The following is a 24,376-nucleotide window of genomic DNA, read 5'->3' on the forward strand; positions in this document are numbered from 1 at the left end:
CCTCACCACATGAATTGGCCGCCGTCGATGATCAGCCGTTGCCCGGTCATGTAGGAGCTGGTCTCCGCGACCAGGAACTCCAGGGCAGCGGCGATCTCATCTGTGGAGGCGATTCGCCGTTGCGGGATCTCCGCTTCGACGGCCGCGCGTTGCACGGGATCGCGCAGCGCGTAACGTTCGATCAGCTCGGCTGTCTCGGTCATGCCTGGGATGAGCGCATTCACCCTTACAGCAGGAGCTAATTCCAGCGCGAGGCATTTGGTCAGCTGGAGCAGGCCTGCCTTGCTGGCACAGTAGTTGGCGCCGTTGAGGCGCGGGCGCATCCCCGTGGTGGCGCCGACGTTGATGATGTTGCCGCGGCCCCGGCTCACCATCGCGGGGGCCACCGCGCGGGTGAGGTGGAACGTCCCGGTCAGGTTCGTGTCGAGCACTGCTGACCACTGCTCGGCCGACATCGTCAGGAACGGCTGATCGATGTTTATGCCTGCGTTGTTGACCAGAACGTCCGGAGCGCCGCGCTCGGTGATCTGCGCGCTGATCACCGCCGAGGTCGCCGCGCCGTCGCGGATGTCGACCTGGGCGGTCAGCACCTGATCGGGAAAGCACGCGGCGACCTCGGCCGCGGCCGAGGCGTCAGATCGGTACAGCACCAGAACCTGGTAGCCGAGCTTGACCAGGCGCTCGGTGAAAGCGCGTCCCAGGCCGCGACTGCCACCGCTGACAATCGCCCATGCGTCACTCATGGTCTGTCCAGAGAGCGCTCAGGAACCGTTCGATCCTGTCGAGCATCAGGGGCCTCACGGTGTCGTGGAAGACGTCGAAATGCTCGCCGGGCAGCCGGTCGATACGTAGCTCCGGCGCCAGCGCTGCCCAGTTCCCCAGCCGCTCAGCGGGCGCGGGCTCGGAGCCGCAGGCGAGCAGCAGCGCCGGCGTGGCCGAAACCGTCCGCACCTGGTGGGCCATCGAAGCGATGACGTGCGCCCGGGTGGTCGCCACGGAATTCGGGTTGTGCGCATCGGAGCCGACCCCGTGCGACAGGATGGTGGCCGTCCAGTCATCGAGTGGATCTGTGCCGGCCTGGCCGCTGGTGACCGGATCGACTTCCGGGTCGCACATGCTGTCGATCATCACCACTACCGGCCGGACGCCGTATTCGGCCAGCAGCGCGGAGACCTCCCACGCCAACACTCCGCCCATCGACCAGCCGAGCAGAACAGCCGGTGGGCGCTGCAGGGTGAGGATCGCCTCCGTATAGGCAGCCGCCATAGCGGGGACGTCGCAATGCGGGTCTTCCCCAGGAACCAGCCCTGCGGCGCGGATTCCGCTGACCGAGCCCCAGGTAGCCAGCAGCGGAACCAGCGGCAGGTACTGCAGCAGGCCGCCACCGGCCGGATGAATCAGCACCGAGTCATGCCGGCCGCCGGAGCGTGCCTTGCTCAACCGCACCAGCAAGGACGCCGGTTCGGTCCTGACGGGCTGGACCGGGGGAGCCGGGTGCACGGCGCCGCTCATCGCTGCTCGGAACGGATCATGTCAGCAAGGCTGCGGACTGTCGGATTGCGGAAGAAGTCGACGATGGTCACCGAAACGCCATGGTCGGACTCGATCTGGGCGACAGCCTGCAGAACGTTCAGCGAGTGCGCGCCCAGCGCGAGCAGGTCGGCATCGACGCCGATGGGCGGGCAGCCGAGGATGTCCGACCAGAGCTCGACCAACCCGGTTTCCAGCGCGTCCGACGGCATGGCGCCGCCACTGCCGTCAGCAGCCTCCCGGCGATGCTGTAGCTGTCGTGCGGCGGTGGCGGCAAGCTGCCGCCGATCGATCTTGCCGTTCTCCGTCCGCGGTATCGCCGGTACCGTCAGCGTGGCAGCCGGGACCATATAGCCGGGCAGGCGACCGGCGAGGGCGCCGGCTTCGATGTCCTCCGTGCCCGGCTCGACGGTGACGCAGAGCAGCAGGGCGCGCTCGCCCCGGTCGTCGACGGCCACCGCCGCCGCCTCGCGGACACCTGGCAGCAGCAGTCCCGCGGCCTCCACCTCGCCCAGCTCGACCCGGTGGCCGCGAATCTTCACCTGATCGTCGTTGCGGCCGAGGAAGACGAGCTGACCGGCGACGTCCCAGAGCACCGAGTCACCGGTCCGGTAACGGCGGCCGCCCCGGACGTACGGGTCCTCGATGAATTGACCCGCGGTCTGCTCAGGATCATTGACGTAACCCAGCGCGGGGCATTGGCCTCCCAGCAGCAACTCGCCAGGAACCCCTGGCGGGGCCAGGCGGCCGGCCAGATCGATCACCTGGGCACTGACGGCATCGATCGGGCGCCCGATCGGTACCCGGTCCGGCCATTCGGCCGGGTCGCCCGACATCGAGTAGGTGGTGACGGCATGCGTTTCGGTAGGCCCGTACAGGTTGATGAGCGTCAACTGCGGCCGGTCGGCAAAGAACCGGCGGATATCAGCATCGATGTAGAGCTGCTCACCGGAGACGCACACCACCCGCAGGGCCGCCATCGGCAAGCTCCAGTCGGTACCGGCAAGGCAGAACGACCGCAGCGCAGCGACGGGCAGGTAGATGTGGGTCAATCGATCCTGCTCGACCTGGCGAGCCACCCTGGACAGCTCACGGCGGTCAGCAGCGGTTCGCGCGACGACACAGCCACCCGAGACCAGGGTCGGCAGGATCTCCTGGAAGGAGACGTCGAAGCCGAGTGGGGCGTACTGCAGGAATCGGGTGTGCTGGTCCTGCCCGAGAGCGGCGATCTGCCATCGGGTCAGGTTGTTCAAGGGCCGCCCGTGCATCTGCACACCCTTGGGCTGTCCCGTCGAACCCGAGGTGAACATGATGTAGACGGGGGATTCGTCCGTATCAGGATCGGCTGCCAGCGCGTGCTGGCCGGCATCCCGCCCGGCCGTCATCAGCGCTGCCACGGTGGTGGCTCCGGCGGCGACGCCGGGCGAGTCGCCGACGATCACCCGGCAGCCGCTGCGCTCGATCATGTAGGCCATCCGCTCGGCGGGAAGGCCGTAGTCAAGTGGCACGAACGCCGCTCCCAGGCGCAGGGTCGCCGCAATCAGGCGCACGGTGTCGCCCAGCCTGGTGGTTGCCAGGCCCACCACATCGCCGGCCGTTACTCCACCGGCGGCCAGCCCGGACGCTGTGAGCAAGGCGTCGTCGTGCAACTCGGCGTAGCTGATGGCACGGTCGCCGTCGCGCACGGCGGCCCGGTCGCCGTGGCTGGCCAGCGCGCGCCAGAGTTGCCCGGCCAGTGACTCGGCCTGCTCACGAGGAGCGATATCGAGCTGGTCGGCTGGCTGGCGCTGGTCGTCGAACAACTCCGCGACGGTCACGGCCGATTCGGTGACGGCTCGGCGCAGAGCTGTGAGCAGGCTGCGCTCGATTCCGGCCGCGATCTCCGGCGGAATCAACCGGGTGTCGTGCTCGATCTCCAGCAGCCAGCCCTCGGGAGTCAGTGTCACGCCGAGCCATAGGTCGAACTTGGCCGTGCCGGTGCCGTGCTCGCGCACGGCGCGAACCGCGGATCCTTCGGTGATGACGGTGGAATCCTGCATGGCGATCATGCAGGAGAACAGCGCGTTGCGCGTGCTGCTTCGGTCGGGTGCGGCATGGCGGACGATCTGCGGCCAGGGGACGTCGGCATCCCGGCGCACCGCCTCGACCTGGCTGGCCACGGTGTCGCGCAGGAAGGTGTCGAAGCGGGAATGGACATCGACATCCACGATCAACGGCAGGGTGTTGACGAACAGCCCGCACAGGTCGAAGGCGGCCAGCGACCGCCGGGACACCACCGGAGTGCCGAGCACCACCGTGGGCGCACCGCCGTGCCTGGCGACCGTGGCGGCGAATAGCGCGCTGAAGAAGGAGAACGGCGTCGTGAGCAGCTCCTCGCAGCGCGCCTTGACGGCGCAGGCGAGTTGCTGGTCGGTCTGGATCGCACGGCGCCGGCCTCCGAAGTCGGTGTCGACGGAACGGTCGGGCAGTGGATACAGCACCAGCGGCGCCACCGCGTTGAGCCGCTGCGCCCACGATCGAGCGCGGTCGTGGGTGTCCTGGGCATCGGCGAGCGAACGGGCCTTGGTCACCTCACGTACCAGCGCTGCCTCCCGGCGAGGGGCCAGGGACGCCGGATCCAGCGTCCGGTCAAGGGCCGCGGACAGATCCCGGACCACGGCGTCGATGGACCAGCCGTCGAAGACGGTGTGATGCACGCACAACAACAGGCTGGTGGGTACGCCGTCATCGGTCTCCGCAGCGACGGACCGCCACTGGACCAGTGGGGGCTGCTGGAGGTCGAATTCGATGCGGCCGAGCTGCTCGGCATGGTGGCGTACCGCAGCCGACAGCTCCGCGGCCGGTGCGCGGACCTCCAACCAGGGCAGCTCACCTGCGGTGACAGGTTCGTGCAGCACCGCATGCGGGGCGGGCAATTCGTGCAAGGTGCATCGCAGGCTGGGCTGGACGGCCAGCACGTCGGCGCACGCTTGCCTGAGCTGCTCGACCGAGACCCTGGCGTCGATCTCGAACTCGACCAGCACGTTGTACAGCGCTCGATGGGCGCTTCGGTGACCCACCAGCAGGCCGGCCTGGGTGTCGGTCAACGGCAGCGTCCGCACCTCGCCCGGATCCCTCGGTGGCTGGCGGTCCAGGGTGGCCGTCATGATGCGGGTTCCGTAGCCGTCGCTGCGCTTTCCTCCGCCGATCGGAGCCATTCCGCGAGCTGATCGACCGTGCGGACGCTGCCGAGCGAGACCGGGTCGATGTCGATGTCGGCGTCCGGGTCGAGCACCGCGCTGATGATTCTCAACAGGGTCAGTGAATCGATGTGCAGAGCGGCCAGGCTGTCAGAACCCGAGCGTGGCGTCACGGCCAACCGACGCATTGCCAGGTGGAGCCGGTCACCAACATCTTGGTGGGCATCACGGCAGACATCCGGTGTGGAATCGATGGTCACGAAGGTCCTTTCGGGCAGGGGGTATCCAGCTGTGTGGGCACGGTCGATCGAGGATGCTGTTCAGTACTCGGTGAACTGCCGCACGGCAGCCGAGGTCACCCCGGTGCTGGGTTGCCTCCGGCAAGCACGGGGTCGGTGTGGGTCGAGTTTCTGTCGGTAGGGCTTGCTGAACCGTCGGCGTCGGCGATCTCCGCGGCCCGGACCGCGGCGGGGGTGATGATCTTCAGGAACGGCGGCACCAGAAGCAGCACGGCGAAGGCAAAGGGGATGAACGCCTGGCGCAGCCCGAACAGCTCGCCCAAGGTGCCCGCCAGAATGGCGCCCACCGGCAGCGCTCCCCAGCTGAACAGCCGCCAGGCTGCCCAGAACCGGCCCATTATCTCGTTCGGCACCAGTCGTTGCGCCAGCGTCCGGGCGTTGACCGTCCACAGCGTCCCACCCATGCCGCCGAGAAACGCCGAGGCGGCGATGACCCAGAAGTTCCTGGACAGGACCGGGGCAGCCACCATGCAGAAGGTGCCCCCCAGGTCGGCAAACATGGCCCAGCGCCTGCCGATCAATCGGTTCAACGGACTGGTGAGCACGACGCCGGCGAAGCCACCGAGACCCAACGCCGACAACAGGATTCCGTACCGGCTGGGCGAAGCGTGCAGGACGTCGGTCGCCAGGAGGGGTATCAGCCCCATCCAGGCGCCCCAGCACATGCAGAGCACGGTCAGCGTCAGCGCCATCATCCGCAGCAGGGGCGTGGTCCACAGGTGCCGCAGCCCGACAGCTATCTGGGTGCGGACGGGGGCGGCAGCCGCACTGGACGGGGCTTTCCGGAACGAGCCGGACAGCAGCAGTGGCAGGAGGAGCGTGACGGCGAAGGCGAGCGTCGCGCTGGACAGGGCGAGGGTGTACCCGATCACGACCAGCATGCCGCCGAGGAACGGGCCGCAGAACTCGTTGCAGACCGTTTCGGCTCCGGTCATCCAGGCATTGGCCCGTTCCTGCCCGTCCCGCGAGACGACCGCCGGAACCAGCGCTGCCGAAGCGGTCAGCGCCACCACCTCGGCGACCCCTAGCGCGGCGCCGCACAGGTACAGCGCCGGCAGCGTGATCTCTGACCAGGTGAGCAACCCGATCAGTGCTGTCACAGCTGTCACCCGCAGCACGTTCGCCACTATCAGCAGAGCCTTGCGGTTGGCCCGGTCCACCAGGACCCCGACATGCAGGGCTGTCACCAACCACGGCAACGTCAAGGTCAGGGCGACCAGGCTGACCGCCAGTGGCGAGTGGGTGATCCGGGCTGCCAGCAGTGGCAGCGCGACCTTGGTCACGCCGTCGGCCAGATTCGTCAGGGCGGTGAACCCGACAAGGACGCCGGTATTCATCCGATCCCGGTTGACCGGTGAGGCCTCGGCTGCCCGGGCGGTTGCCGTTCGATGCCTTCGCCCGGCCGCCCCGTCCAGGATCACCATGGCATGTGCGGCGACACCTGGCCGTGCCCGGTCGACAACACGGGCAAGCGGAGATGGCAGGGGCTGCTACGCCTTGTCATTATGCTCCCTTAACCCAATAAGTCGGACATCTGGCATTATCTTGCCTTGTGATGCTGCACAGGGGTAGACCCAACTGGGCATGAATTGACCTTCGGCTGGCAACATGTTGCCTGGCGTCTCAGATCCATCTGCGATGCGCCGCCTCTGCTCCGGCCTCGAACCTGCTGCTGGCCTCCAGCAAACCCATCAGCCGGGCGACCCGCCTGCGCAGATGCCGAACCGACACTCCCAGCTGCCTGGCCGCTGTCTCGTCGGTGCAGCCGGCGGCCAGCAGGGTCAGGATGCGCCGGTCCTCATCAGAGACATCGGAGTCTTCTGCCACTTCGGCCCAGGGCACCGGATCCGACTCGTTCCACGTCGTGTCGAAGACCTTGAGGAGGTTGTTGACGAGGCCGGCTTCGCGAATGACCAGGACCCCCCGGCTGGCGCGCCGGGGGTCTATCGGCACCACGGCGATCTTGGAGTCCACGATGATCAGCCGCTCGAGGCGGGACTTGTTCAGGCGTAGGTGCGCGCCGTCGGCAGTCAACTCGTCGAGGTAGGCGCGGTTCACCTCGTCGTCGAGCACCGCGTGTTCGTAGACCGTCCGGATCAGCAGCCCCCGGCGAAGGCTTCGCTGGTCGACCGGGCGCCCGGCGTTCAGCGCGACGGTGGGTTTCGGGCCATCAGGGTGTATGGCGAAGACGCTGTCCCTGGCGAAGAAATACAGCTCATCGAGCCGCTCGTGCACGTCGGGCAGATGGAGGATCTGTTCGATCCCCACCGGGCTGGCTTGGCTGGTAGCGGTGGCGCAGCTCTGCACCCGGGCCAACTCCAGGGCGACGGCACGGGCGTCGGCCACCCGGCGTTGCTGGCGCAGCAATCGATCTTCGACCGTTTCGATGAGCTGGCCCAGCCCGACCAGGACGTTGACCAGCCGAATCCCCCATGGGTGGAGGGGCGCGGCGACAGCCAACCCGAAGTCGACGAGATCGGCAAGCGCCTGCCGGGCTTCGTCCTCTGACAGTCCCGTGAACTCGCACACTTGGCGCAACGACATCGTGGGCCGCTCGATGGCAAGCCGGTACAGCAGCTCGTGAGTCTCGGACAGCCCGAGATCCTGAAGTGACATCATCACCCCCGGAGCGACATGCCACCTCGCAGGCCATAACGAATATAACGTAAGCGTGTGAACAATATGTGCTTTAGTCGATATTGCTCAATAGCCATACAGGTCCTTTTCCACAGATCCGCGGTGCCCCGGCCCGCCTCCTGAGATCCGGGGCAAGCTCCTGGCATGAGGTTATTGCCCGACTTGCTTGATCTGGTGTTGCCGTCCCGCTGCGTGTGTTGCGGCCGGGGCGGGCTGCCGTGGTGCCTGGACTGCCGGCCGGACTCAGAGCCCAAGCCCGTGGCGTTGCCGTCGCCGCCCCCGGTCGTGGCCGCCGGGGAGTACGGCGGCGGGCTGCGCAGCGCGCTGCTCGCGTACAAGGAGCGCGGCCAGCGGGCGCTGGCCGGTCCGCTGGCGGCCTACCTGAGCGACGCCGTCGACGTGGGCCATCGGCAGTTCTGTCAGGGCGAGCCGGCCCCGCTGCTGGTGCCGGTTCCGTCCAGCCGCTCGGCGGCTCGCCAGCGGGGCGGTGACCACCTGCTGCGGCTGGTCGCCGAGGTGGCTCCGCAGAACGGCCTGGACGTGCTCCCGGCGCTGCGCCTGCTCGGGCGCGGCCGGGATTCGGCGGGATTGTCGGCGGCCCAGCGATCGGCGAACCTCAGCCATCGGATGCGCGCGATCCCGGTTCTCGGCGGCCGTCCGGTGCTGATCGTCGACGACATCGTGACCACCGGAGCCACTCTCACCGAGGCATCCCGGGCGCTGCAGGCGGCCGGCTGGCGGGTGTCGGGCGCCGCGGTGATCGCCGCGACCCCGCTGCGCCGGCCCCGGCACAGCAGGCCGGTCGCGCTGCCAGCACGCCGCCGGCACGTTTCGGCTGGGCAGATTCAGGACGAAGGGCTAGCGTTCACATGACCTACCGAAAAAGGCGCCAGCGAGCTGGGGCGTGGCGGGCCAGCTGGGGGGAAGGCCCGTCCGGCCGGTTGCGGCTCGCGAACGTCTCGAGCAGCCAGGAGGTCGCGTGGACATTGTTGTGAGGGGCCGTAACGTCGAGGTGCCCGATCACTACCGCCAACATGTCGCAGACAAGCTAGCCAAAGTCGAGCGTTACGACAACCGGATAATCCGGGCCGATGTCGAACTCCTCCACGAGAAGAATCCCCGGCAGTCCGAGATCTGCCAGCGCGTCGAGATCACCTGCCGAGTCCGCGGCCCGGTCGTCCGGGTGGAGGCCTGCGCGGCAGACTTCTACAAGGCCCTCGACCTCGCCGTCGAGCGGCTGGCACGCAAGTTCCGGCAGGCAGCCGATCGCCGCCGGGTGCACCACGGCCGGCACACCCCCACCTCGGTGGCCGCCGCCACCGGCGCCCTGATCGAGCCCGAGCCGGTGATCGAGGCCGCATCCGACGGCCCGCCGGAGGACGACGAGCTGCCCGACGGCCCCGGCCGGGTGGTGCGCGAGAAGGAGCACCCGGCCAAGCCCATGACCATCGACCAGGCGCTGTTCGAGATGGAGCTCGTGGGTCACGACTTCTACCTGTTCTCCGATGCCGACGGCGGGCACCCGAGCGTGGTCTACCGGCGAAAGGGCTACGACTACGGGGTGATCCGGCTGGTCGAGTGACCACGCCCGGCCGGCCGGGCGGTCGTGAGGTAAGCCGCCCCCGGAATGCCCGGTATTCTGGGCAATCATGACCGCTACCGACACCGCCATCTCCTTCGCCCGGATCGCCGGGGACGCTGCCGCGGACAAGCTCGCCACCGACATCGTGCTGATCGACGTCAGTGACCGGCTGGCCATCACCGACGTCTTCGTGATCGTCACCGGCAGCAACGAGCGCCAGGTCGAGGCGATCGTCGACTCGGTGGAGGAGAAGCTCCGGCTGGCCGGCACCAAGCCGTTGCGCCGCGAGGGCAAGCGCGACGGCCGGTGGGTGCTGCTGGACTACGCCGACATCGTGGTGCACGTCCAGCACGCCGAGGAGCGGGTCTTCTACTCCCTCGAACGGCTCTGGAAGGACTGTCCCCGCATCGAGTTCGACGACGGCCGGCCACCGGTCGCGGGCAGCTCGTCCAGAGCCGGCGGGGCGGGCCAGGCGGACGAGGCCTAGTGCTGCGCCGGCTGGTCATCCTTCGGCATGGCCGGACCGCCTGGAACGCCGAGCGCCGGTATCAGGGCCAGGAGGACCCGCCGCTGGATGCCGTCGGCCAGGCCCAGGCGCTGGAGGCCGCGGCGCTGGTCGCGGCGATGAACCCGGATCTGCTGGCGTCCTCGGACCTGCTGCGGGCCAGGCAGACCGCCGAGAAGATCGCCGCCCTGACCGGCAAGCAGCTGATCTATGACCAGCGGCTGCGGGAGCGGCACCTCGGTCACTGGCAGGGACTGACCCGCGACGAGGTGCAGGCCCGGTATCCGGAGGAGTACGCCGACTGGCTGGCCGGCCGGGATGTCACCCGCCGGGGCGGGGAGAGCCGGCAGGAGGTGGCCACCCGGGCGGTCAAGGCGCTCGATGAGCTGCCCGAGGTGGAGCTCACGGTGCTGATCAGCCACGGCGCCACCTCGATGTGCCTGGCCGCGGCGCTGCTCGGGCTGCCCCAGACGCCGTCCATCCTCGGGCCGCTGGCCAACTGCCACTGGACCGAGCTGCGCGACAGCGGCGACGGCTGGACGCTCCGGGCCCACAACGCCGGGCCGCCCGGGCCGGTCATCCCGTCGCTGGCGCCGGACGGGGACCACTCCGACGCCGATGCCTGAGGCTGCCACCGAGATCCTGCTGCTCACCGACTCGCTGGCCTTCCACGGCCCCGGGATGGGCGAGCTGACCACCGAACCGAAGCTGTGGCCGAATGTGCTTGCCGCCGCCCTGAGCACCCCGGACCGGCCCTGCCACGCCACCATCTTCGGCCGCCGCGGCTGGACCGCCCGGGACGCCTGGTTCGCCCTGACCCGCGATCCGCACGTGTACTCGGTGCTGCTGCCGCGCGCCGACGTGGTGGTGCTCGCGGTGGGCGGCATGGACTACCTGCCCGCCATCCTGCCGTCGCACCTGCGCGAGGGCATCCGGCTGCTGCGCCCGCGGCCGCTGCGCATCGCCGCCACGGCGCTGTTCCGCCGGGCCCAGCCGGTGGGCGCGGCGCTGCTCCGGGGCCGGTGGCGCACCCTGCCCCAGCCGCTCACCAACCACTACCTGAGCCGGTGCGTGGCCGGCATCCGCTACTTCCATCCGCACATCCGCATCCTCGGCGTGGTCCCGCCACCACACGACGCCCCGGGTTACGGCCGGGTCCGCGCCGGCCACCCACCGGCCGTCCGGGCGGCGCTGGACTGGGGCCGGCAGGCCGGTGTCGAGCTGCTGCGCCTGGACGAGTGGGTGCGGCCGTTCCTCGGCACGCCGGGCATGAATGTCGACGGCATCCACTGGGGCTGGGACTGCCACCGCGCGGTGGGCGAGCAGGCGGCGGCCGTGCTGCGGGCCGTCGGACCGGCACAAAGCAGGTGAGCCCGCCCGGTAGTATCGCTGCCATGGGCACGCACCTGCTCCTTACCGGGCCGCGCTGAGGTCAGCTTTCCACCCAGCGCGGCTTGAGCCTCTGCCTTCTTCGCAGGGGCTCTTCGTCTGTCCGGGGCCGGCGCGCCAGCCGGCCAACGATGCATTCCGATCGGGAGAGGCCCCACGATGACCGCGAGCACCGCGCAGCCCAGCGACACCGCGCAGCCCGGCGACACCGATGCCCCGCCGTTCCGCTACACCGCGGCCCTGGCCAACCAGATCGAGTCCCACTGGCAGCAGGAGTGGGCCAGCCGGGGCACCTTCAACGCCCCGAACCCCGCCGGTGAGCTGAGCGAGGGCTTCGAGCGGATGGCGGGCAAGCCGCACACCTTCGTCATGGACATGTTTCCCTACCCGTCCGGCGCGGGGCTGCATGTCGGGCATCCGCTGGGCTACATCGGCACCGACGTCTATGCCCGCTACCTGCGGATGCGGGGGGTGAACGTCCTGCACACCATGGGCTTCGACGCCTTCGGCCTGCCCGCCGAGCAGTACGCGCTGCAGACCGGCCAGCATCCGGCGACCACCACCGACAACAACATCGTGGCCTTCAAGCGGCAGCTGCGCGCGCTGGGGCTGGGCCACGACCAGCGCCGGGTGGTGGCCACCACGGACCCGGAGTTCTACCGCTGGACGCAGTGGATCTTCCTGCAGATCTTCAACTCCTTCTATGACCGCGAAGCCGATCGGGCGCGTCCGATCAGCGAGCTGATCGCCGAGCTGGATTCCGGTGGCCGCGAGCCGGAGGCCGGGACCAACGACTTCGGCAAGCCCTGGGCCGAGCTGGACGCCACCGAGCGGCGGACCGTGATCGACCGGCACCGGCTGGCCTACGTCGCCAAGCTGCCGGTCAACTGGTGCCCGGGCCTGGGCACGGTGCTGGCGAACGAGGAGGTGACCGCGGACGGGCGCTCCGAGCGCGGCAACTTCCCGGTGTTCCGCAAGCCGCTGGCGCAGTGGATGCTGCGGATCACCGCCTACGCCGACCGGCTGCTGGCCGACCTGGACTCCATCGACTGGCCCGAGAAGGTCCGGACGATGCAGAAGAACTGGATCGGGCGCTCGGTCGGCGCGCACATCTCGTTCGGCACCCCGGCCGGCGACCTGACGGTGTTCACCACCCGTCCGGACACGCTGTTCGGGGCGACCTACCTGGTGCTGGCGCCCGAGCACCCGCTGGTCGCCGAGCTGACCGCGCAGCAGTGGCCGGCCGGCGTCGCGCCGGAGTGGACCGGCGGCCATGCCACGCCGGCCGAGGCGGTCACCGCGTACCAGGCCGCGGCCGCTGCCAAGACCGACGCCGACCGGTCGGGCGCGGATGCCAAGGTCAAGACCGGCGTGTTCACCGGGACGTTCTCGACCAACCCCGTGACCGGCGCCCAGCTGCCGATCTTCATTGCCGACTACGTCCTGATGGGCTACGGCACCGGGGCGATCATGGCGGTGCCGGGCCAGGACGAGCGGGACTGGGAGTTCGCCGAGTCCTACGGCCTGCCGATCGTGCGGACCGTCCAGCCGAGCGAGGGTTTCGAGGAGGCCGGTGGCAAGGCCTTCACCGGCGACGGGCCGGCGATCAACTCGGCCAACGACGAGCTGGACCTGAACGGTCTGGGCGTCGCCGAGGCCAAGGCCGCCACCATCTCCTACCTGGAGCGCACCGGGGCCGGGCGCGGCGCCACCACCTACCGGCTGCGGGACTGGCTGTTCAGCCGGCAGCGGTACTGGGGCGAGCCGTTCCCGATCGTCTACGACGAGAACGACCAGCCCGTCGCCCTGCCCGAGAGCATGCTGCCGCTGCTGCTGCCCGAGACCAACGACTTCACCCCGAAGTCCTACCCGCCCGACGACGCGGGCTCCGAGCCCGAGCCGCCGCTGGGCCGGCTGACCGACTGGGTCACCGTCGAGCTGGATCTGGGCGAGGGACCCACGGCCTACCGGCGCGAGACGAACACCATGCCCAACTGGGCGGGCTCCTGCTGGTACGAGCTGCGCTACCTGGATCCTGCCAACACCGCCGCGCCGGTGGACCCGGAGATCGAGCGGTACTGGATGGGACCCTCGCCGGAGCGGCCGCTGGGCGGCGTCGACCTGTACGTCGGCGGGGTCGAGCACGCGGTCCTGCACCTGCTGTACGCGCGGTTCTGGCACAAGGTGCTGTTCGACCTGGGCCACGTCTCCAGCCGCGAGCCGTTCCACCGGCTGGTCAACCAGGGCATGCTGCAGCTGCCGGCCTACACCAACGCCGACGGCTTCTACGTCGAGGCAGCCGAGGTGACCGAGCGCGACGGCGGGTTCTTCCATGACGGCGAGCCGGTCAACCGGGAGTTCGGCAAGATCGGCAAGAGCCTGAAGAACGTGGTGACGCCGGACGAGTTCGTGGCCGGCTACGGCACCGACACCTTCCGGTTGTTCGAGATGTTCTCCGGCCCGCTGGACCAGTCCAGGCCGTGGGACGCCAAGGCCATCGTCGGGCCGTACCGGCTGCTGCAGCGGATCTGGCGGGTGGTGCTGGACGAGCAGACCGGCCAGCCGCACGTGGCCGACATCGAGGTGCCGCTGGAGCTGAACCGGCTGCTGCACCGGACCATCGCCGCCGTGCGGGAGGGTTATGAGACGCTGCGGTTCAACACCTCGATCGCCCGGATCACCGAGCTGAACAACGCCGTGACGCAGGCCTATCCGGACGGCGGCACGCCGCGGGCGGTGGCCGAGGCGCTGGCGTTGATGATGGCGCCGCTGGCCCCGCACGCCGCCGAGGAGCTGTGGGCCCGGCTGGGCCACCAGGAGTCGCTGGCCTACCAGGAGTTCCCGCAGGTCGACGAGGCGATGCTGGTGGAGGAGACCGTCGAGGTGCCGGTGCAGGTCAACGGCAAGGTCCGCTCCGTCGTCTCGGTCCCCGCCGACGCCGATCCGGCCGCGATGGAGGCTGCCGCGAGGGCCGATGACAAGGTTCTGGCGGCGTTGCAGGACAGGCCGACCAAGCGGGTGATCACCGTCCCGGGGCGGTTGATCAACTTCGTCGTCTAACGTTCGGCAGATGGCAGCTCAGCAGCAGGTCGCGGTGGTGACCGACTCGACCTCGTACCTGCCGGTCGGGCTCGCGGAGGAACTCGGCGTACGGGTGGTGCCGCTGCAGGTGCAGTTGGGCGGCCGGACCGGCCTGGAGGGCCAGGACGTCACCCCGGCCGACGTCTGCGCGGCGTTGCGGGTCCGGACGACGGTCACCACCTCGCGCCCGACGCCGGCGGAGTTCGTCGAGGTCTACCGGGCGGCGCTGGACGCCGGGGCCAGCACGGCGGTGTCGCTGCACCTGTCCGCGGAGCTGTCGGGCACCTGCGACTCCGCGCGGCTGGCCGCGGCCGAGTTCGAGCCGGGAGTGATCCAGGTGATCGACTCGCGGTCGGCGGCCATGGCGCTGGGGTTCGCGGTGCTGGCCGCCGCCCGGGCAGCCGCCGCCGGCGCCGCGCCGGAGGCCGTGGAGCAGGCCGCCCGGACCGCGCTGGAGCGCACCTCGGCGCTGTTCTACGTCGACTCGCTGGAATGGCTGCATCGCGGCGGCCGGATCGGCTCGGCGGCGGCCAGGTTCGGCACCGCGCTGGCGGTCAAGCCGCTGCTGCATCTGTCGGACGGGCGGATCATGCCGCTGGAGAAGGTCCGGACGGCGTCCAAGGCGATCGCCAGGCTGGTGGAGCTGACCGTGCTGGCCGCCGGCAGCGATCCGGTGGACGTCGCGGTGCAGCACCTGGCGGCGCCGGAGCGGGCGGCCGAGGTCGCCGGCCGGCTCAAGGAGGCGCTGCCCAACCTGGGCCAGCTGTACGAGTCCGAGGTGGGCGCGGTGGTGGGCGCGCATGTCGGCCCGGGGCTGCTCGGCGTGGTGGTCACCAAGCGCTGATCCTATTAACGGGCGGCTGCGGTTTTAGTCCTGAAGCGCAGCTACCTCTGCATCTACCGCTCGCCGTAGGGCTTTCTGATACATGCGTCGTGAGTCTTGAAAGTACCGGGCATGGGTTTGCTTGAGAGCGTCGGCAGACTGCGCACCTAGCACCACGACTTCGATGTCCGGGTTATCCCTATGTAAACGTTCGGCTTCGAACCGGCCTGCCATGGCCGCACTGCGGACATCGAACTCTTGCTTCGACAGAACTCGACCTTCGCGACGGTCGAACACGAGTAGGAAATGGATCATGATCTACTCTCCGACTCCATCTCACCAAGCTGGCGGATCTGATCTAACAAGGTAGTCCTGAACGTCTCGGTGATGGCCTCCAGTTCCATCAACATACCCTGAACTTCAGACAGGCTCTCCCTCATCGATTGTTCCGCTTGTACGAGTTCCAGCCGATCGCCACTGACGTCGTCACCTTGCAACTCGAGTGCCTCTATGTCGTATAGGCGCCCCTCGATCACCTGAGTGCGATGTTCGCGCTCCGCCTTGAGCCGATGAAGCCTAAGCATCAAGTTCTCTGTCGTGGCGATCGCTTGCGCTACTCGTTCTCGATGGATAGTCACGACCTCCAAGCGGACGGCGTCCTGCTTGGGATCACCGGTCGGCAAGGGCGGTCCTCCGTACCGGATGGCACGCCCGAACCGGTCACCCATCCGCTCTGAAACCTGCGCCCATAGATCTTGGAGTACGGTTCGGATCTGTATCTCTACAGGGACGCCGAGTACCGTCGCGATCAAGTGGACCGCATGGTATCCATGGGATGGTCTCTCGCGCCGGTCCACCACTCGGACCGGGCATCCAGATGCCTCCAAGGCTGATCGAATCCGATCAACGGCCAGGTCCTGTTCTACACGGTTCTCTACCGTCACGCGCAGACCCGCTACGTCCTGCACGCTTGGAAGCTTCGTCTGAGGGTCACGCGCCAGCTTTTCAATGAGCGTGCCGCGCGTCTTGAGTCTCGACGTCGACGGATAGCCAGCCTGAGTGACTAGTTCCTGGACCATCGCCGCAGGTTCGTCGTAGGACAGGATGAAAGCGTTCAGTAGCGCATCATCAGCTGGAGTCGGGTCCGCTCCAGAGCTCAAGCGGTCGCCGAGCTTCTTCAGAGCGTTCTTGCTTGCAGGTAGGCCCACAGAGCCGAACGGTACTGGTCGAGGCCATTAGGGCTCGTCCATTGTCCACAGGCTCATCATGGTCGGCTCGATGGGCAGTGCCCGGTGCCGATCGGGAACCGGGAGTTGAACGTGTAGTTGCCGCCGCGCCCGGTGTGCAGCGTGACGTACAGGCCGTCCTGGGCGATGCAGGCCTGCTTGTCCTGGCTCTCCATGCCCAGCCAGCGGTACCACCGCAGCCGCACCCGGACCGAGCTGTTGGCCGGCACCGACACCACGATCGCGTCGGGGTGCTGGCTGAGCACCTGGGACGGGGGGTCGACCAGCGGCGAGAAGTCCAGCACCTCGTACAGCGTCCAGTGCGCGTTGCGCCAGACCGGGCGCAGGTACGGCAGGTTGGTCGAGATCAGCGCCAGCTCGTCCTTGCCGAACCGGGTCAGCTCGGCGTCGGGCACCGCGACGTACTGCACCGCGTTGTCGGTGAGGAACGTGCGGTAGGACTCCACGGTCGGCTTCTGCTTGTAGAACACCGCGTCGTTGAGCCGGACGTCGGTCTGGCGCAGCCAGCCCCGGGCCAGCGGAACGCCGCGGGCCAGGTAGACCGAGTCCCAGTGGCCTGCCATCTCGGGCACCTCGACCCGTCCGGTGAGCGGGCCGCGGGACCGGATGCCCTCGATCAGCGCGTTGTAGTAGGCGCTGTAGCCACTGGCCCGGCCGGTGCTGGCGACGGTGGCCGGGTTGATCGGCAGCTGTAGCGCCAGGATCGCCAGCAGCGCGAGCGCGGTCAGCGTCCGGGTGCGCCAGTGCACGAACGAGGCGGCGACCGGCAGCGCGAACAGCACGCCCAGCCTGGTGGCGTTCGAGCCGACAGGCGTGGGCAGCACGAACGCCGCGATCAGCATCACCATCCCGAGCCCGGCGCCGAGCCGGATCGGGTGGCAGCGCCGGGGCACCGTGGCCAGCACGATCGCCAGCGCGGTGAGGGATTTCAGGCAGTCCCAGAACGTGAATGGCTGGTGGCCGCCGTCTCCGAAGATCAGCGAGGTGACCGCCATGGTCAGGCCCGAGGGCACCGTCAGCACCGCCGCGGCCAGCGGCCGGCGCAGCAGCAGCGCCACTGCGCCGGCCACCCAGAGCAGCAGGCCGGCGACCGGGCTGGCGCCGCCGCAGAGCAGGCTGAACAGCACCGCAAGCGGCACCGCCAGCCAGCGCGGCACCCGGGTGGTGGTGAACAGGGTGATCGCGATCAGCCCGCAGGCCAGCCCGCAGGCGAAGGTGATCCGGCCCTCGACGACGTTGGCCACCTGGGTCACCGCGGCCGCCAGGCCACCCAGGACCGGCCGGGTGGGGCGCAGCCGGTGGAGCAGCCGGGTGGTGTACCAGGTGCCGATCACCGCGGCCAGCGCGCCGGTGACCTTGGTGCCGAGGTGGGCCATCAACGCCGAGGCCCACAGGGTGTAGCCGTACTCGACGGTGCCGCCGAACCACCGGAAGTCGATGATCGAGACCGGGTACCTGCTGGCGAAGTCGGCGCGGGCCAGCTGGGCGGCCAGGTCGGTGTTCATGGGTGGCAGCAGCAGGAAGCCCCAGGCCAGCAGGCTGGCGAACCCGGTGGCGATCAGGGCCGGGCGGTAGCCGGAGTTCCAGAGCCGCCGGGCGAAGTTGACCGGGCGCCATGACGTGCCGGCCGCCGGGGCGGCCGGTGCGGTGGGCACGGACACAGGCACACCCGGCAGTCTCCCACCTCAACCCATGTGCTTTTTCCGGCACGCGCCAGCGGCTGCCTGAGCGGGGGGCCTGCGGTTCGTCCGGGATGCCAGACCCGGCACGAGCCGCCCTGCTGCGGGCTTCGTCGTCACGGGTGGAGTTGTTCTCAGCGACCGGGTCGCCCCCGCATGGGGGCGTAGGGCATCCAGCCGCTGAGGTGTGCCGCAGGCCCTGCACGCGATGGCTGGGCGATGCCGCTCCCGTCGGTCGCGTTCCCGTCGGAGGCGTCCGGGCCGCCGCTGACGCCGAGGAGGTTGCGGGTGACCTGCTGGCTGGTGTCGAGCAGGTCATCGACCGCGCGGCGCAGCTGGTCGCCGGTCACCGACGTCAGCGGTGAGGCGTCGTGCAGCGACTCCACGACGGCACGGCGGACCAGCTCCTTCAGGAAGGACGCGGTGACACCGGCAGTGCGTTCGAGAACGTCGTGGATATCGTCATCGCTCCATTGCACCGGCACGCCCGCGCTATAGAGGGCAAGCAGTTGCCGTCGCGCCTCGGTGTCCGGCAGGCCGATCTCGACCGCGACGTCGACCCGGCCCGGCCGGGCTGCCAACGCCGGTTCGAGCAGGTCGGCCCGGTTCGTGGTCAGCAGGAACAGCAGGTCCGCGTCGGCGTCGGCGCCGTCCATCGCGTCCAGCAGGTCGAACAGCACCGGACTGGACCCGGGACCGTAGGAGCGGTCCTCGGCCACCAGGTCCACGTCCTCCAGTACCACCACGGCCGGCGCCAGCTCCCGCGCGAGCTCGCTGACCGAGCCAACCGCGTGGAGGGACTGGCCGGTCAGCAGCAGCCGGGTGTAGCCGGCCATCCGCGCCACGATGTAACGGGTGGTGTGGGTCTTGCCGGTGCCGGGCGGCCCGTACAGCAGCAAGCCGCGTTTGAGGTGCTGCCCGGCTGCCAGCAGCTGCGCGCGATGTTCGGCGATGCCGAGCGCATGCCGTTCCACCCGGGTCAGCACCGCCTCAGGCAGCACGACCGCCTTTCGGGGCGTCGACGGCAGCTCGGCGAAGGTCAACACGAGGCCGCCCATGGGGCTCATGCCCACGTCCAGGACGTGGCCCCGGTACACGTTGAGCTGCGACCTGAGCGCGTCCAGCTCGCCGTGCACAGCCTGCGCCGCCTCGATCGGCAGGCCCGCGATCTCGACGGTCAGCCCCTGATGGTGTTCCGACGGCCCGGCGATCAGCACGACGTACTGGCCCGCCTGGTCGGTGACCAACAGCAGTCCCAGCTTCAGGCAGGCCAGTGTCGAGGACGGCCCGTTGGGCAGATCGACCAGCGCGGGCGCGGTCAGCCGCAACGGTGGCAGCGCCTCGCCGCTGATCAGCTGCTGTAGTGACAGCGGACTCCAGTGCGGCGGCAGGACGATGCCGTGCACCGCCACCGTGCGACCTTGGGCTTGCGACCATGCGTTGACGGCGGTCTGGAAGTTCACGTGCTCGAACGGCGGCAGCTCGCGCGCTACCACTGACTGACTCGCCCCGTCGATGCCCAGCCAGCCATTCACCAGTGTGGCGATCTCGTTGCCACCTCGGGCACCCCCCGCACCGGAGTGCACCCACTCCAGGAACGACCGGAACGCCGCGCCGAAGGCACGTGCCTCGGATTCGCTCGGTCCCTCCAACGACAGTTCCCCCATCTCATGCTCAATCACCCGTTCAGCGGCTCTTTCCGGAGCTTGCCACGGCGGACCGACAATCGCGTGTGGCGGACACAATCGACCGACCTGCGGGGCTGCCGCAGCCGGTGGTCCACCCACGCTGATCCGTCGTCATCCACAGCCATGGACCTTTTCCACAGCTGTCGTCCAAGCCGGTTCGCGGCGGCGTCGGCTCCCTAACGTCGTCCTGGTGGAACGGGGTTATGAGGGGCGCGGGCTTGCGGCCAGGCTGGCCGGCGCGGCCGGGTTGATCGGCCGGTTGCTGGGCAGTTCTGCCTCCGCGCAGCTCACTGCCGTGGACGCTGCCTCGCCGGCGCGGCTGGCCGGCGCTCGGATCAATCCTGGCCGCCGCGGGCTCCTGGCGATGGCGGTGGTCACCGTCCTGACGGTGCTGGTGGCCGGTGGTTGGGTGCTGGCTGCGCGGCCGCACCCGATGCTGGCCGCCGCGACTCCTGATGCCTCACCGACCGGCAGCGTGGAGCCGTCGCTGGTACCGGGCGGCTCGTTGAAGTCGCCCCGTGCCGGCCCGGCCGGGTCGTCCGGGGCTGGGCCGACCCAGCTGGTGGTCGATGTGGCGGGCAAGGTGCGCAAGCCCGGGGTGTACCGGTTGCCGCCCGGCGCCCGGGTCGACGACGCGGTGCGGGCGGCCGGTGGCTTTCTGAGCGGGGTCGATCCGGTGACGGTGAACCTTGCGCGCAAGCTGGTCGATGGGGAGCAGGTGCTGATCGGTGTCCCGGGCCGTGGCGCCGCGGGTGCCGGGACTGGCTCGGCTGTGGCGCCGGGCGCGGCGACCGGCCTGCTGGATCTGAACGCGGCCACCCTCGCGCAGTTGGACAGCCTGCCCGGCGTCGGCCCGGTGCTGGCCCAGCACATCCTCGACTGGCGTACCGAGCATGGCCGCTTCGACTCCGTCGATCAGCTGAACGGCGTCTCCGGGATCGGTGACAGCAAGTTTGCCGACCTCAAGCCGCTGGTGGCCGTCGGATGAGCGAGCAGCGCAGCGGAGCGAATCCCGCGATGGGCGCTCGCGCGAAGGGCCGGGGGCAGGGATGACCGAGCCGGTGGACCTGCGGTTGGGCGTCGGTGCCCTGACGGGCTGGGCGGCGGTGCTCTGGGGGCTCGGGCACAGCGGCAGCGCGGTCGGCGTGGTGGCGGGCGCCGCGGTGCTTGCCACGGTCCTGCTGGCGCTGCCGGCTCGGCGCTGGCCGGTGTTGCTCATCGGGGCGTTCGCCGCGTGCTGCGCTGCCGCCCTGCTCGCTCCGCTGGCGGTCCGCCTGCACCACGCCCGCGACGGTGAGCTGTCCCGCCTGGCCCGGGCCGGCGTCGAGGTCACGGCGGAGCTGCGGGTGCGCGGCGATCCGCGGCCGCTGGGCTCCCGCGGAGCGGCCGGCTCGCCTCGGACGGCCGTCGATGCCCAGCTGCGAGCGGTTCTGATCGGCGGCCGGTGGACGCAGGTGTCCGGTGCGGTCCTGGTGCTGGGACCCGCCGATGCCTGGCGCGGTGTGCTGCCGGGCCAGCTGGTCCGGCTGGACGGCCGGCTGAGCCCGCCGCTGCCGGACAACCTGCTGACCGCCACCATCCTGGCGCGCTCGGAGCCGGAGCTGCTCGGCCGGCCGCCGTGGTGGCAACGCGGCGCCGGCCGGATGCGGTCGGGCCTGCGCCAGGCGGCAGCGGGGCTGCCGATGTTGCCGCGCGGCCTGCTGCCCGGCCTGGTCGTAGGCGACACCAGCGAGCTTGACCCGGTGCTCGCCGAGCGGTTCCGGGTGGCCGGCCTGACACACCTCACCGCGGTCAGCGGCACCAACCTCTCGCTCACGATCGGTGCAGTGGCCCTGCTGCTCCGGCGGGCGCGAGCCTCCCCGATGGTGATCGCGCTGGTCAGCATGGTGGTCCTGGTCGGGTTCGTGGTGCTGGCACGCCCGTCGCCGAGCGTGCTGCGGGCCGGCGTGATGGCCGGCATCGCCTTGGTCGCGCTGGCCACCGGACGGCAGCGCGCGGCGTTGCCGGTGCTGGCCGCGAGCACCTTTGGGCTGCTGCTGTGGCAACCGGGCCTGGCGGTGAACTTCGGTTTCGCGTTGTCGGTCACCGCGACGGCGGCGCTGCTGCTGGTGGCCCCGGGTTGGGTGCAGGCGCTGCGCCACCGTGGGGTGCCGGCCGGACTGGCCGAGGCGCTGGCGGTGGCCGCCGCGGCGCACCTGGTCACGGTGCCGATCATCGCCGGCATCAGCGGCCGGATCAGCCTGGTGGCCATCCCGGCGAACGTGCTGGCCGAGCCGGTGGTCGCCGCCGCGACCATCCTGGGGCTGCTGGCAGCGCTCAGCTCCGTGCTGTGGATGCCACTGGCGGCGTTGCTGGCTCAGCTGGCCGGCTGGCCGTGCCGCTGGCTGGTGTGGGTGGCCGAGTACTTCGGATCCCTGCCCGGCGCCTCGCTGCCCTGGCCATCCGGCGTCCGCGGCGGGTTGCTGCTGGTCGCCTTGAGCACGGTGGTGGTGCTGCTCTGCCGGCGGCCGGCCGCCCGCGTGCTGTTGGGAGTCGCGGCCGCGCTCGGGGTGCTGATCCAGATCCCCGGCCGGGCGGTGCTGGTGGCCTGGCCGCCGCCCGGCTGGATCGTCGTCGCCTGTGACATCGGCCAGGGGGACGCGCTGGTCCTCAACGCCGGTCAGGGCAGCGCCGTCGTGATCGATGCCGGCCCCGATCCGGTGCCGATGGACCGCTGCCTGCACGAGCTCGGGGTGACCCGGGTCCGGTTGCTGGTGCTGAGCCACGATCACCTCGATCACGTCGGTGGCATCTCGGGGGTGCTGCACGGACGCCAGGTCGACCGGGTGCTCAGCTCACCGCTCACCGATCCGCCCAGCGGCCACCGGCTGGTGCTGTCGGCGTTGGCCAGCCACCACCTGAGCCCGGAACCGGCCGAAGCGGGCCAGCGGCTGGCGGCCGGCCAGGCCCAACTCGAGGTGCTGGGCCCGAGCCACGTGTTCGGCGGCTCGCGCTCGGATCCGAACAACTCCTCCGTGGTGCTGCGGGCGACGGTGGCCGGTGTGCGGATCCTGCTGCCCGGCGATGCCGAGGTCGAGGCCCAGGACGACCTGCTCGGCTCGGGCGCGGACCTGCGTGCCGACATCCTCAAGGTGCCGCACCATGGCAGCGCGTACTCCGACCCGGCGTTCCTGCAGGCCGCCCATGCCCGGCTGGCGTTGATCTCGGTCGGGGCGGGCAACGGCTACGGCCACCCGTCGCCGCTGCTGCTCGCCGAGCTGACCCGGCTGGGGGTGCCGGTGGCCCGCACCGATCAGCAGGGTGACATCGCGGTGGTGGACCGGGGCGGCCGGCTGACGCCGATCGTCCGGGCGCCTCCCGGGCCGGGCGGCTGAGCTTGACCTTGCCGCAGCGTCAACGTCTAACGTCGGGGGCCAGCGGCCGGCCGGCTGATGGCGCGCCGGATCGCAGCGGGGAGCACACCCGATGGACCCGAGGAAGGAGAGGCGGCGCGTGTCCTGGTCGATCGCCGAGGTGGCCCGGATGTCAGGGGTCAGCTCACGCGCCCTGCGGCATTACGACGAGATCGGCCTGCTGCCGCCGGCGCATATCGGCGCCAATGGCTACCGCTACTACGAACAGGCCCAGTTGCTGCGGCTGCAGCAGATCCTGCTGCTGCGCGAGCTCGGCATGGGACTTGCCGACATCGCCGAGATCCTCGACAGCCAGTTGGACCCGGTGCAGGCGCTCCGCTCGCATCACCAGCGGTTGCTGCACGAGCGGGACCGGCTCACCGTGCTCGCCCGGACCGTGGCGCGCACCATCGACCAACTGCAAGCGGAAGGAACCAACGCGATGAAGATCAACCGGCCGGAGAACCTCTTCGAGGGATTCGACCCGGCAGCGTACGAGGACGAGGCCCGCCAACGCTGGCCGCAGGAGTACGAGCAGTCCAAGAGGTTCACCGACAGCCTGACCGCGGCGGACGCCGAGCGGATGCAGCGTGAGATGACGGCGGCCATGATCCGGATGGCCGAGTTGATGGCAGCCGGCGAACCGGTCGACAGCCCGGCCGTGCAGTCGGAGATCGATGCCGCCTACCAGGGCGTCTGCCGGTTCTGGACCCCCGACGCCACCGCGTTCACCAACCTGGGCCGGATGTACGTCGAGGACGAGCGCTTCAAGGCCAACTACGATCGGATCGCCGACGGGCTGGCTGAGTACTACCGCGACGCGATGGCGTGTTACGCCGACACTCGGCTCGGCTGACCGCCGACCAGGCTCACCCGAACCGCGACACCAAGCTCACCCGAACCGCGACACCAAGCTCAGCTGACCGCCGACCAGGCTCAGCGAGGCCCGGTCCGCAGGGCGAGCTGGCCGACCGTGCCGACGTGAACGGCGAGCGGGGTCGCCTGGCCGGCCGGGTTGATCGCCAGCACCCGGCCGGCGCCGTTGGTCACGAACAGCCAGCGGCTGTCGGGTGACCACACGAACGTCCGCCCTCCGAGGGTCTGGTCCGAGCTGGTGGTCACTCCGGTCAGCCGATCCGCGCCGGTCACCAGATCGAGCAGATGCACGTTGCTGGAGCCGAGGCCGTTGGGTTGCAGCAACGCCGCCGTCCGGCCGTCCGGGGAGATCGCTCCGGCGTTCTGCTCATAGGAGTCCAGCGAGGTATTGAGAGTCCGCCGGGTCTCGGTGACGCGGTCGATCACCACGCTCTCGCAGTGATAGCTCTCGTCGCACTCCTGGGTGAGC

General features: G+C 69.9%; 20 protein-coding genes. 10 read left to right on the forward strand and 10 right to left on the reverse strand.

Translation table 11 applies throughout. The features are described from left to right. Positions 1 to 2 precede the first annotated feature (2 nt). The 6 genes from VF612_RS16665 to VF612_RS16690 all read right to left on the reverse strand — a co-directional run bounded on the left by VF612_RS16665 (position 3) and on the right by VF612_RS16690 (position 7,624). On the reverse strand, positions 3 to 743 hold the full coding sequence (locus VF612_RS16665) for an SDR family NAD(P)-dependent oxidoreductase (protein ID WP_408660973.1): 741 nt from the start codon (positions 741 to 743) through the stop codon (positions 3 to 5). Continuing rightward, positions 736 to 1,512, reverse strand: coding sequence for an alpha/beta hydrolase (locus VF612_RS16670; RefSeq protein WP_408660974.1), 777 nt, complete (start codon positions 1,510 to 1,512; stop codon positions 736 to 738). The genes VF612_RS16665 and VF612_RS16670 overlap by 8 nt, the downstream gene beginning before the upstream one ends. Beyond that, on the reverse strand, positions 1,509 to 4,676 hold the full coding sequence (locus VF612_RS16675) for a non-ribosomal peptide synthetase (RefSeq protein ID WP_408660975.1): 3,168 nt from the start codon (positions 4,674 to 4,676) through the stop codon (positions 1,509 to 1,511). Before VF612_RS16675 ends, VF612_RS16670 begins: the two co-directional genes overlap by 4 nt. Continuing rightward, positions 4,673 to 4,969 carry a hypothetical protein gene (locus VF612_RS16680; RefSeq protein ID WP_408660976.1) on the reverse strand — a complete coding sequence of 99 codons (297 nt, stop codon included), beginning with the start codon at positions 4,967 to 4,969 and terminating at the stop codon, positions 4,673 to 4,675. The genes VF612_RS16675 and VF612_RS16680 overlap by 4 nt, the downstream gene beginning before the upstream one ends. A 95-nt stretch (positions 4,970 to 5,064) precedes the next feature. After that, on the reverse strand, positions 5,065 to 6,345 hold the full coding sequence (locus tag VF612_RS16685) for an MFS transporter (protein WP_408660977.1): 1,281 nt from the start codon (positions 6,343 to 6,345) through the stop codon (positions 5,065 to 5,067). Between the two features lie 286 nt (positions 6,346 to 6,631). Beyond that, positions 6,632 to 7,624 carry a hypothetical protein gene (locus VF612_RS16690; protein ID WP_408660978.1) on the reverse strand — a complete coding sequence of 331 codons (993 nt, stop codon included), beginning with the start codon at positions 7,622 to 7,624 and terminating at the stop codon, positions 6,632 to 6,634. Positions 7,625 to 7,789: 165 nt separating this feature from the next. Between VF612_RS16690 and VF612_RS16695 the strand changes: the two genes are divergently transcribed. The 7 genes from VF612_RS16695 to VF612_RS16725 all read left to right on the forward strand — a co-directional run bounded on the left by VF612_RS16695 (position 7,790) and on the right by VF612_RS16725 (position 15,046). Beyond that, positions 7,790 to 8,518, forward strand: coding sequence for a ComF family protein (locus tag VF612_RS16695; RefSeq protein WP_408660979.1), 729 nt, complete (start codon positions 7,790 to 7,792; stop codon positions 8,516 to 8,518). 106 nt (positions 8,519 to 8,624) lie between these two features. Next, on the forward strand, positions 8,625 to 9,227 hold the full coding sequence (gene hpf, locus VF612_RS16700; protein ID WP_408660980.1) for a ribosome hibernation-promoting factor, HPF/YfiA family: 603 nt from the start codon (positions 8,625 to 8,627) through the stop codon (positions 9,225 to 9,227). 67 nt (positions 9,228 to 9,294) lie between these two features. After that, positions 9,295 to 9,714, forward strand: a complete 420-nt coding sequence (gene rsfS / locus VF612_RS16705; RefSeq protein WP_408660981.1) for a ribosome silencing factor — start codon at positions 9,295 to 9,297, stop codon at positions 9,712 to 9,714. Then, on the forward strand, positions 9,714 to 10,358 hold the full coding sequence (locus tag VF612_RS16710; RefSeq protein ID WP_408660982.1) for a histidine phosphatase family protein: 645 nt from the start codon (positions 9,714 to 9,716) through the stop codon (positions 10,356 to 10,358). Before rsfS ends, VF612_RS16710 begins: the two co-directional genes overlap by 1 nt. Next, positions 10,351 to 11,103 (forward strand): SGNH/GDSL hydrolase family protein, encoded by a 753-nt coding sequence (locus VF612_RS16715; RefSeq protein WP_408660983.1) that lies wholly within the window; start codon positions 10,351 to 10,353, stop codon positions 11,101 to 11,103. Before VF612_RS16710 ends, VF612_RS16715 begins: the two co-directional genes overlap by 8 nt. A 177-nt stretch (positions 11,104 to 11,280) precedes the next feature. Next, positions 11,281 to 14,181 carry a leucine--tRNA ligase gene (leuS, locus tag VF612_RS16720; protein WP_408660984.1) on the forward strand — a complete coding sequence of 967 codons (2,901 nt, stop codon included), beginning with the start codon at positions 11,281 to 11,283 and terminating at the stop codon, positions 14,179 to 14,181. Positions 14,182 to 14,191: 10 nt separating this feature from the next. Next, on the forward strand, positions 14,192 to 15,046 hold the full coding sequence (locus tag VF612_RS16725; RefSeq protein ID WP_408660985.1) for a DegV family protein: 855 nt from the start codon (positions 14,192 to 14,194) through the stop codon (positions 15,044 to 15,046). Positions 15,047 to 15,336: 290 nt separating this feature from the next. Here VF612_RS16725 and VF612_RS16730 read toward each other — a convergent pair whose 3' ends face one another. The 3 genes from VF612_RS16730 to VF612_RS16740 all read right to left on the reverse strand — a co-directional run bounded on the left by VF612_RS16730 (position 15,337) and on the right by VF612_RS16740 (position 19,633). Further along, positions 15,337 to 16,233 carry a hypothetical protein gene (locus tag VF612_RS16730; protein WP_408660986.1) on the reverse strand — a complete coding sequence of 299 codons (897 nt, stop codon included), beginning with the start codon at positions 16,231 to 16,233 and terminating at the stop codon, positions 15,337 to 15,339. Between the two features lie 56 nt (positions 16,234 to 16,289). Beyond that, positions 16,290 to 17,927, reverse strand: a complete 1,638-nt coding sequence (locus VF612_RS16735; RefSeq protein WP_408660987.1) for a hypothetical protein — start codon at positions 17,925 to 17,927, stop codon at positions 16,290 to 16,292. Between the two features lie 158 nt (positions 17,928 to 18,085). Further along, positions 18,086 to 19,633, reverse strand: coding sequence for an AAA family ATPase (locus VF612_RS16740; protein ID WP_408660988.1), 1,548 nt, complete (start codon positions 19,631 to 19,633; stop codon positions 18,086 to 18,088). A 196-nt stretch (positions 19,634 to 19,829) separates the two neighbouring features. On the opposite strand from VF612_RS16740, the gene VF612_RS16745 reads away from it, so the two are divergent. The 3 genes from VF612_RS16745 (at position 19,830) to VF612_RS16755 (ending at position 23,887) form a co-directional block, all read left to right on the forward strand. Next, on the forward strand, positions 19,830 to 20,627 hold the full coding sequence (locus VF612_RS16745) for a helix-hairpin-helix domain-containing protein (RefSeq protein ID WP_408660989.1): 798 nt from the start codon (positions 19,830 to 19,832) through the stop codon (positions 20,625 to 20,627). Between the two features lie 61 nt (positions 20,628 to 20,688). After that, entirely contained in the window at positions 20,689 to 23,013 is a 2,325-nt protein-coding gene (locus VF612_RS16750; protein ID WP_408660990.1) for a ComEC/Rec2 family competence protein, read from the forward strand. A 118-nt stretch (positions 23,014 to 23,131) separates the two neighbouring features. Then, complete coding sequence (locus VF612_RS16755; protein WP_408660991.1) at positions 23,132 to 23,887, forward strand: MerR family transcriptional regulator; 756 nt, start codon at positions 23,132 to 23,134, stop codon at positions 23,885 to 23,887. 80 nt (positions 23,888 to 23,967) lie between these two features. Here the strand turns inward: VF612_RS16755 and VF612_RS16760 are convergent. Continuing rightward, positions 23,968 to 24,376: hypothetical protein (locus VF612_RS16760; protein ID WP_408660992.1), on the reverse strand; the 409-nt coding region annotated here is incomplete at its 5' end.

It is taken from the genome of Jatrophihabitans sp. (assembly GCF_036388195.1).
GTDB lineage: Bacteria > Actinomycetota > Actinomycetes > Mycobacteriales > Jatrophihabitantaceae > Jatrophihabitans_A.

Bases quoted from the DNA above. Each gene is read 5' to 3' on its own strand.
- leuS (WP_408660984.1), top strand. From the start codon at position 11,281: ATGACCGCGAGCACCGCGCAGCCCAGCGACACCGCGCAGCCCGGCGAC.
- VF612_RS16665 (WP_408660973.1), bottom strand. From the start codon at position 743: ATGAGTGACGCATGGGCGATTGTCAGCGGTGGCAGTCGCGGCCTGGGA.
- VF612_RS16750 (WP_408660990.1), top strand. From the start codon at position 20,689: ATGACCGAGCCGGTGGACCTGCGGTTGGGCGTCGGTGCCCTGACGGGC.
- VF612_RS16685 (WP_408660977.1), bottom strand. From the start codon at position 6,345: ATGAATACCGGCGTCCTTGTCGGGTTCACCGCCCTGACGAATCTGGCC.
- VF612_RS16725 (WP_408660985.1), top strand. From the start codon at position 14,192: ATGGCAGCTCAGCAGCAGGTCGCGGTGGTGACCGACTCGACCTCGTAC.
- VF612_RS16675 (WP_408660975.1), bottom strand. From the start codon at position 4,676: ATGACGGCCACCCTGGACCGCCAGCCACCGAGGGATCCGGGCGAGGTG.
- VF612_RS16670 (WP_408660974.1), bottom strand. From the start codon at position 1,512: ATGAGCGGCGCCGTGCACCCGGCTCCCCCGGTCCAGCCCGTCAGGACC.
- rsfS (WP_408660981.1), top strand. From the start codon at position 9,295: ATGACCGCTACCGACACCGCCATCTCCTTCGCCCGGATCGCCGGGGAC.
- VF612_RS16690 (WP_408660978.1), bottom strand. From the start codon at position 7,624: ATGTCACTTCAGGATCTCGGGCTGTCCGAGACTCACGAGCTGCTGTAC.
- VF612_RS16715 (WP_408660983.1), top strand. From the start codon at position 10,351: ATGCCTGAGGCTGCCACCGAGATCCTGCTGCTCACCGACTCGCTGGCC.
- VF612_RS16695 (WP_408660979.1), top strand. From the start codon at position 7,790: ATGAGGTTATTGCCCGACTTGCTTGATCTGGTGTTGCCGTCCCGCTGC.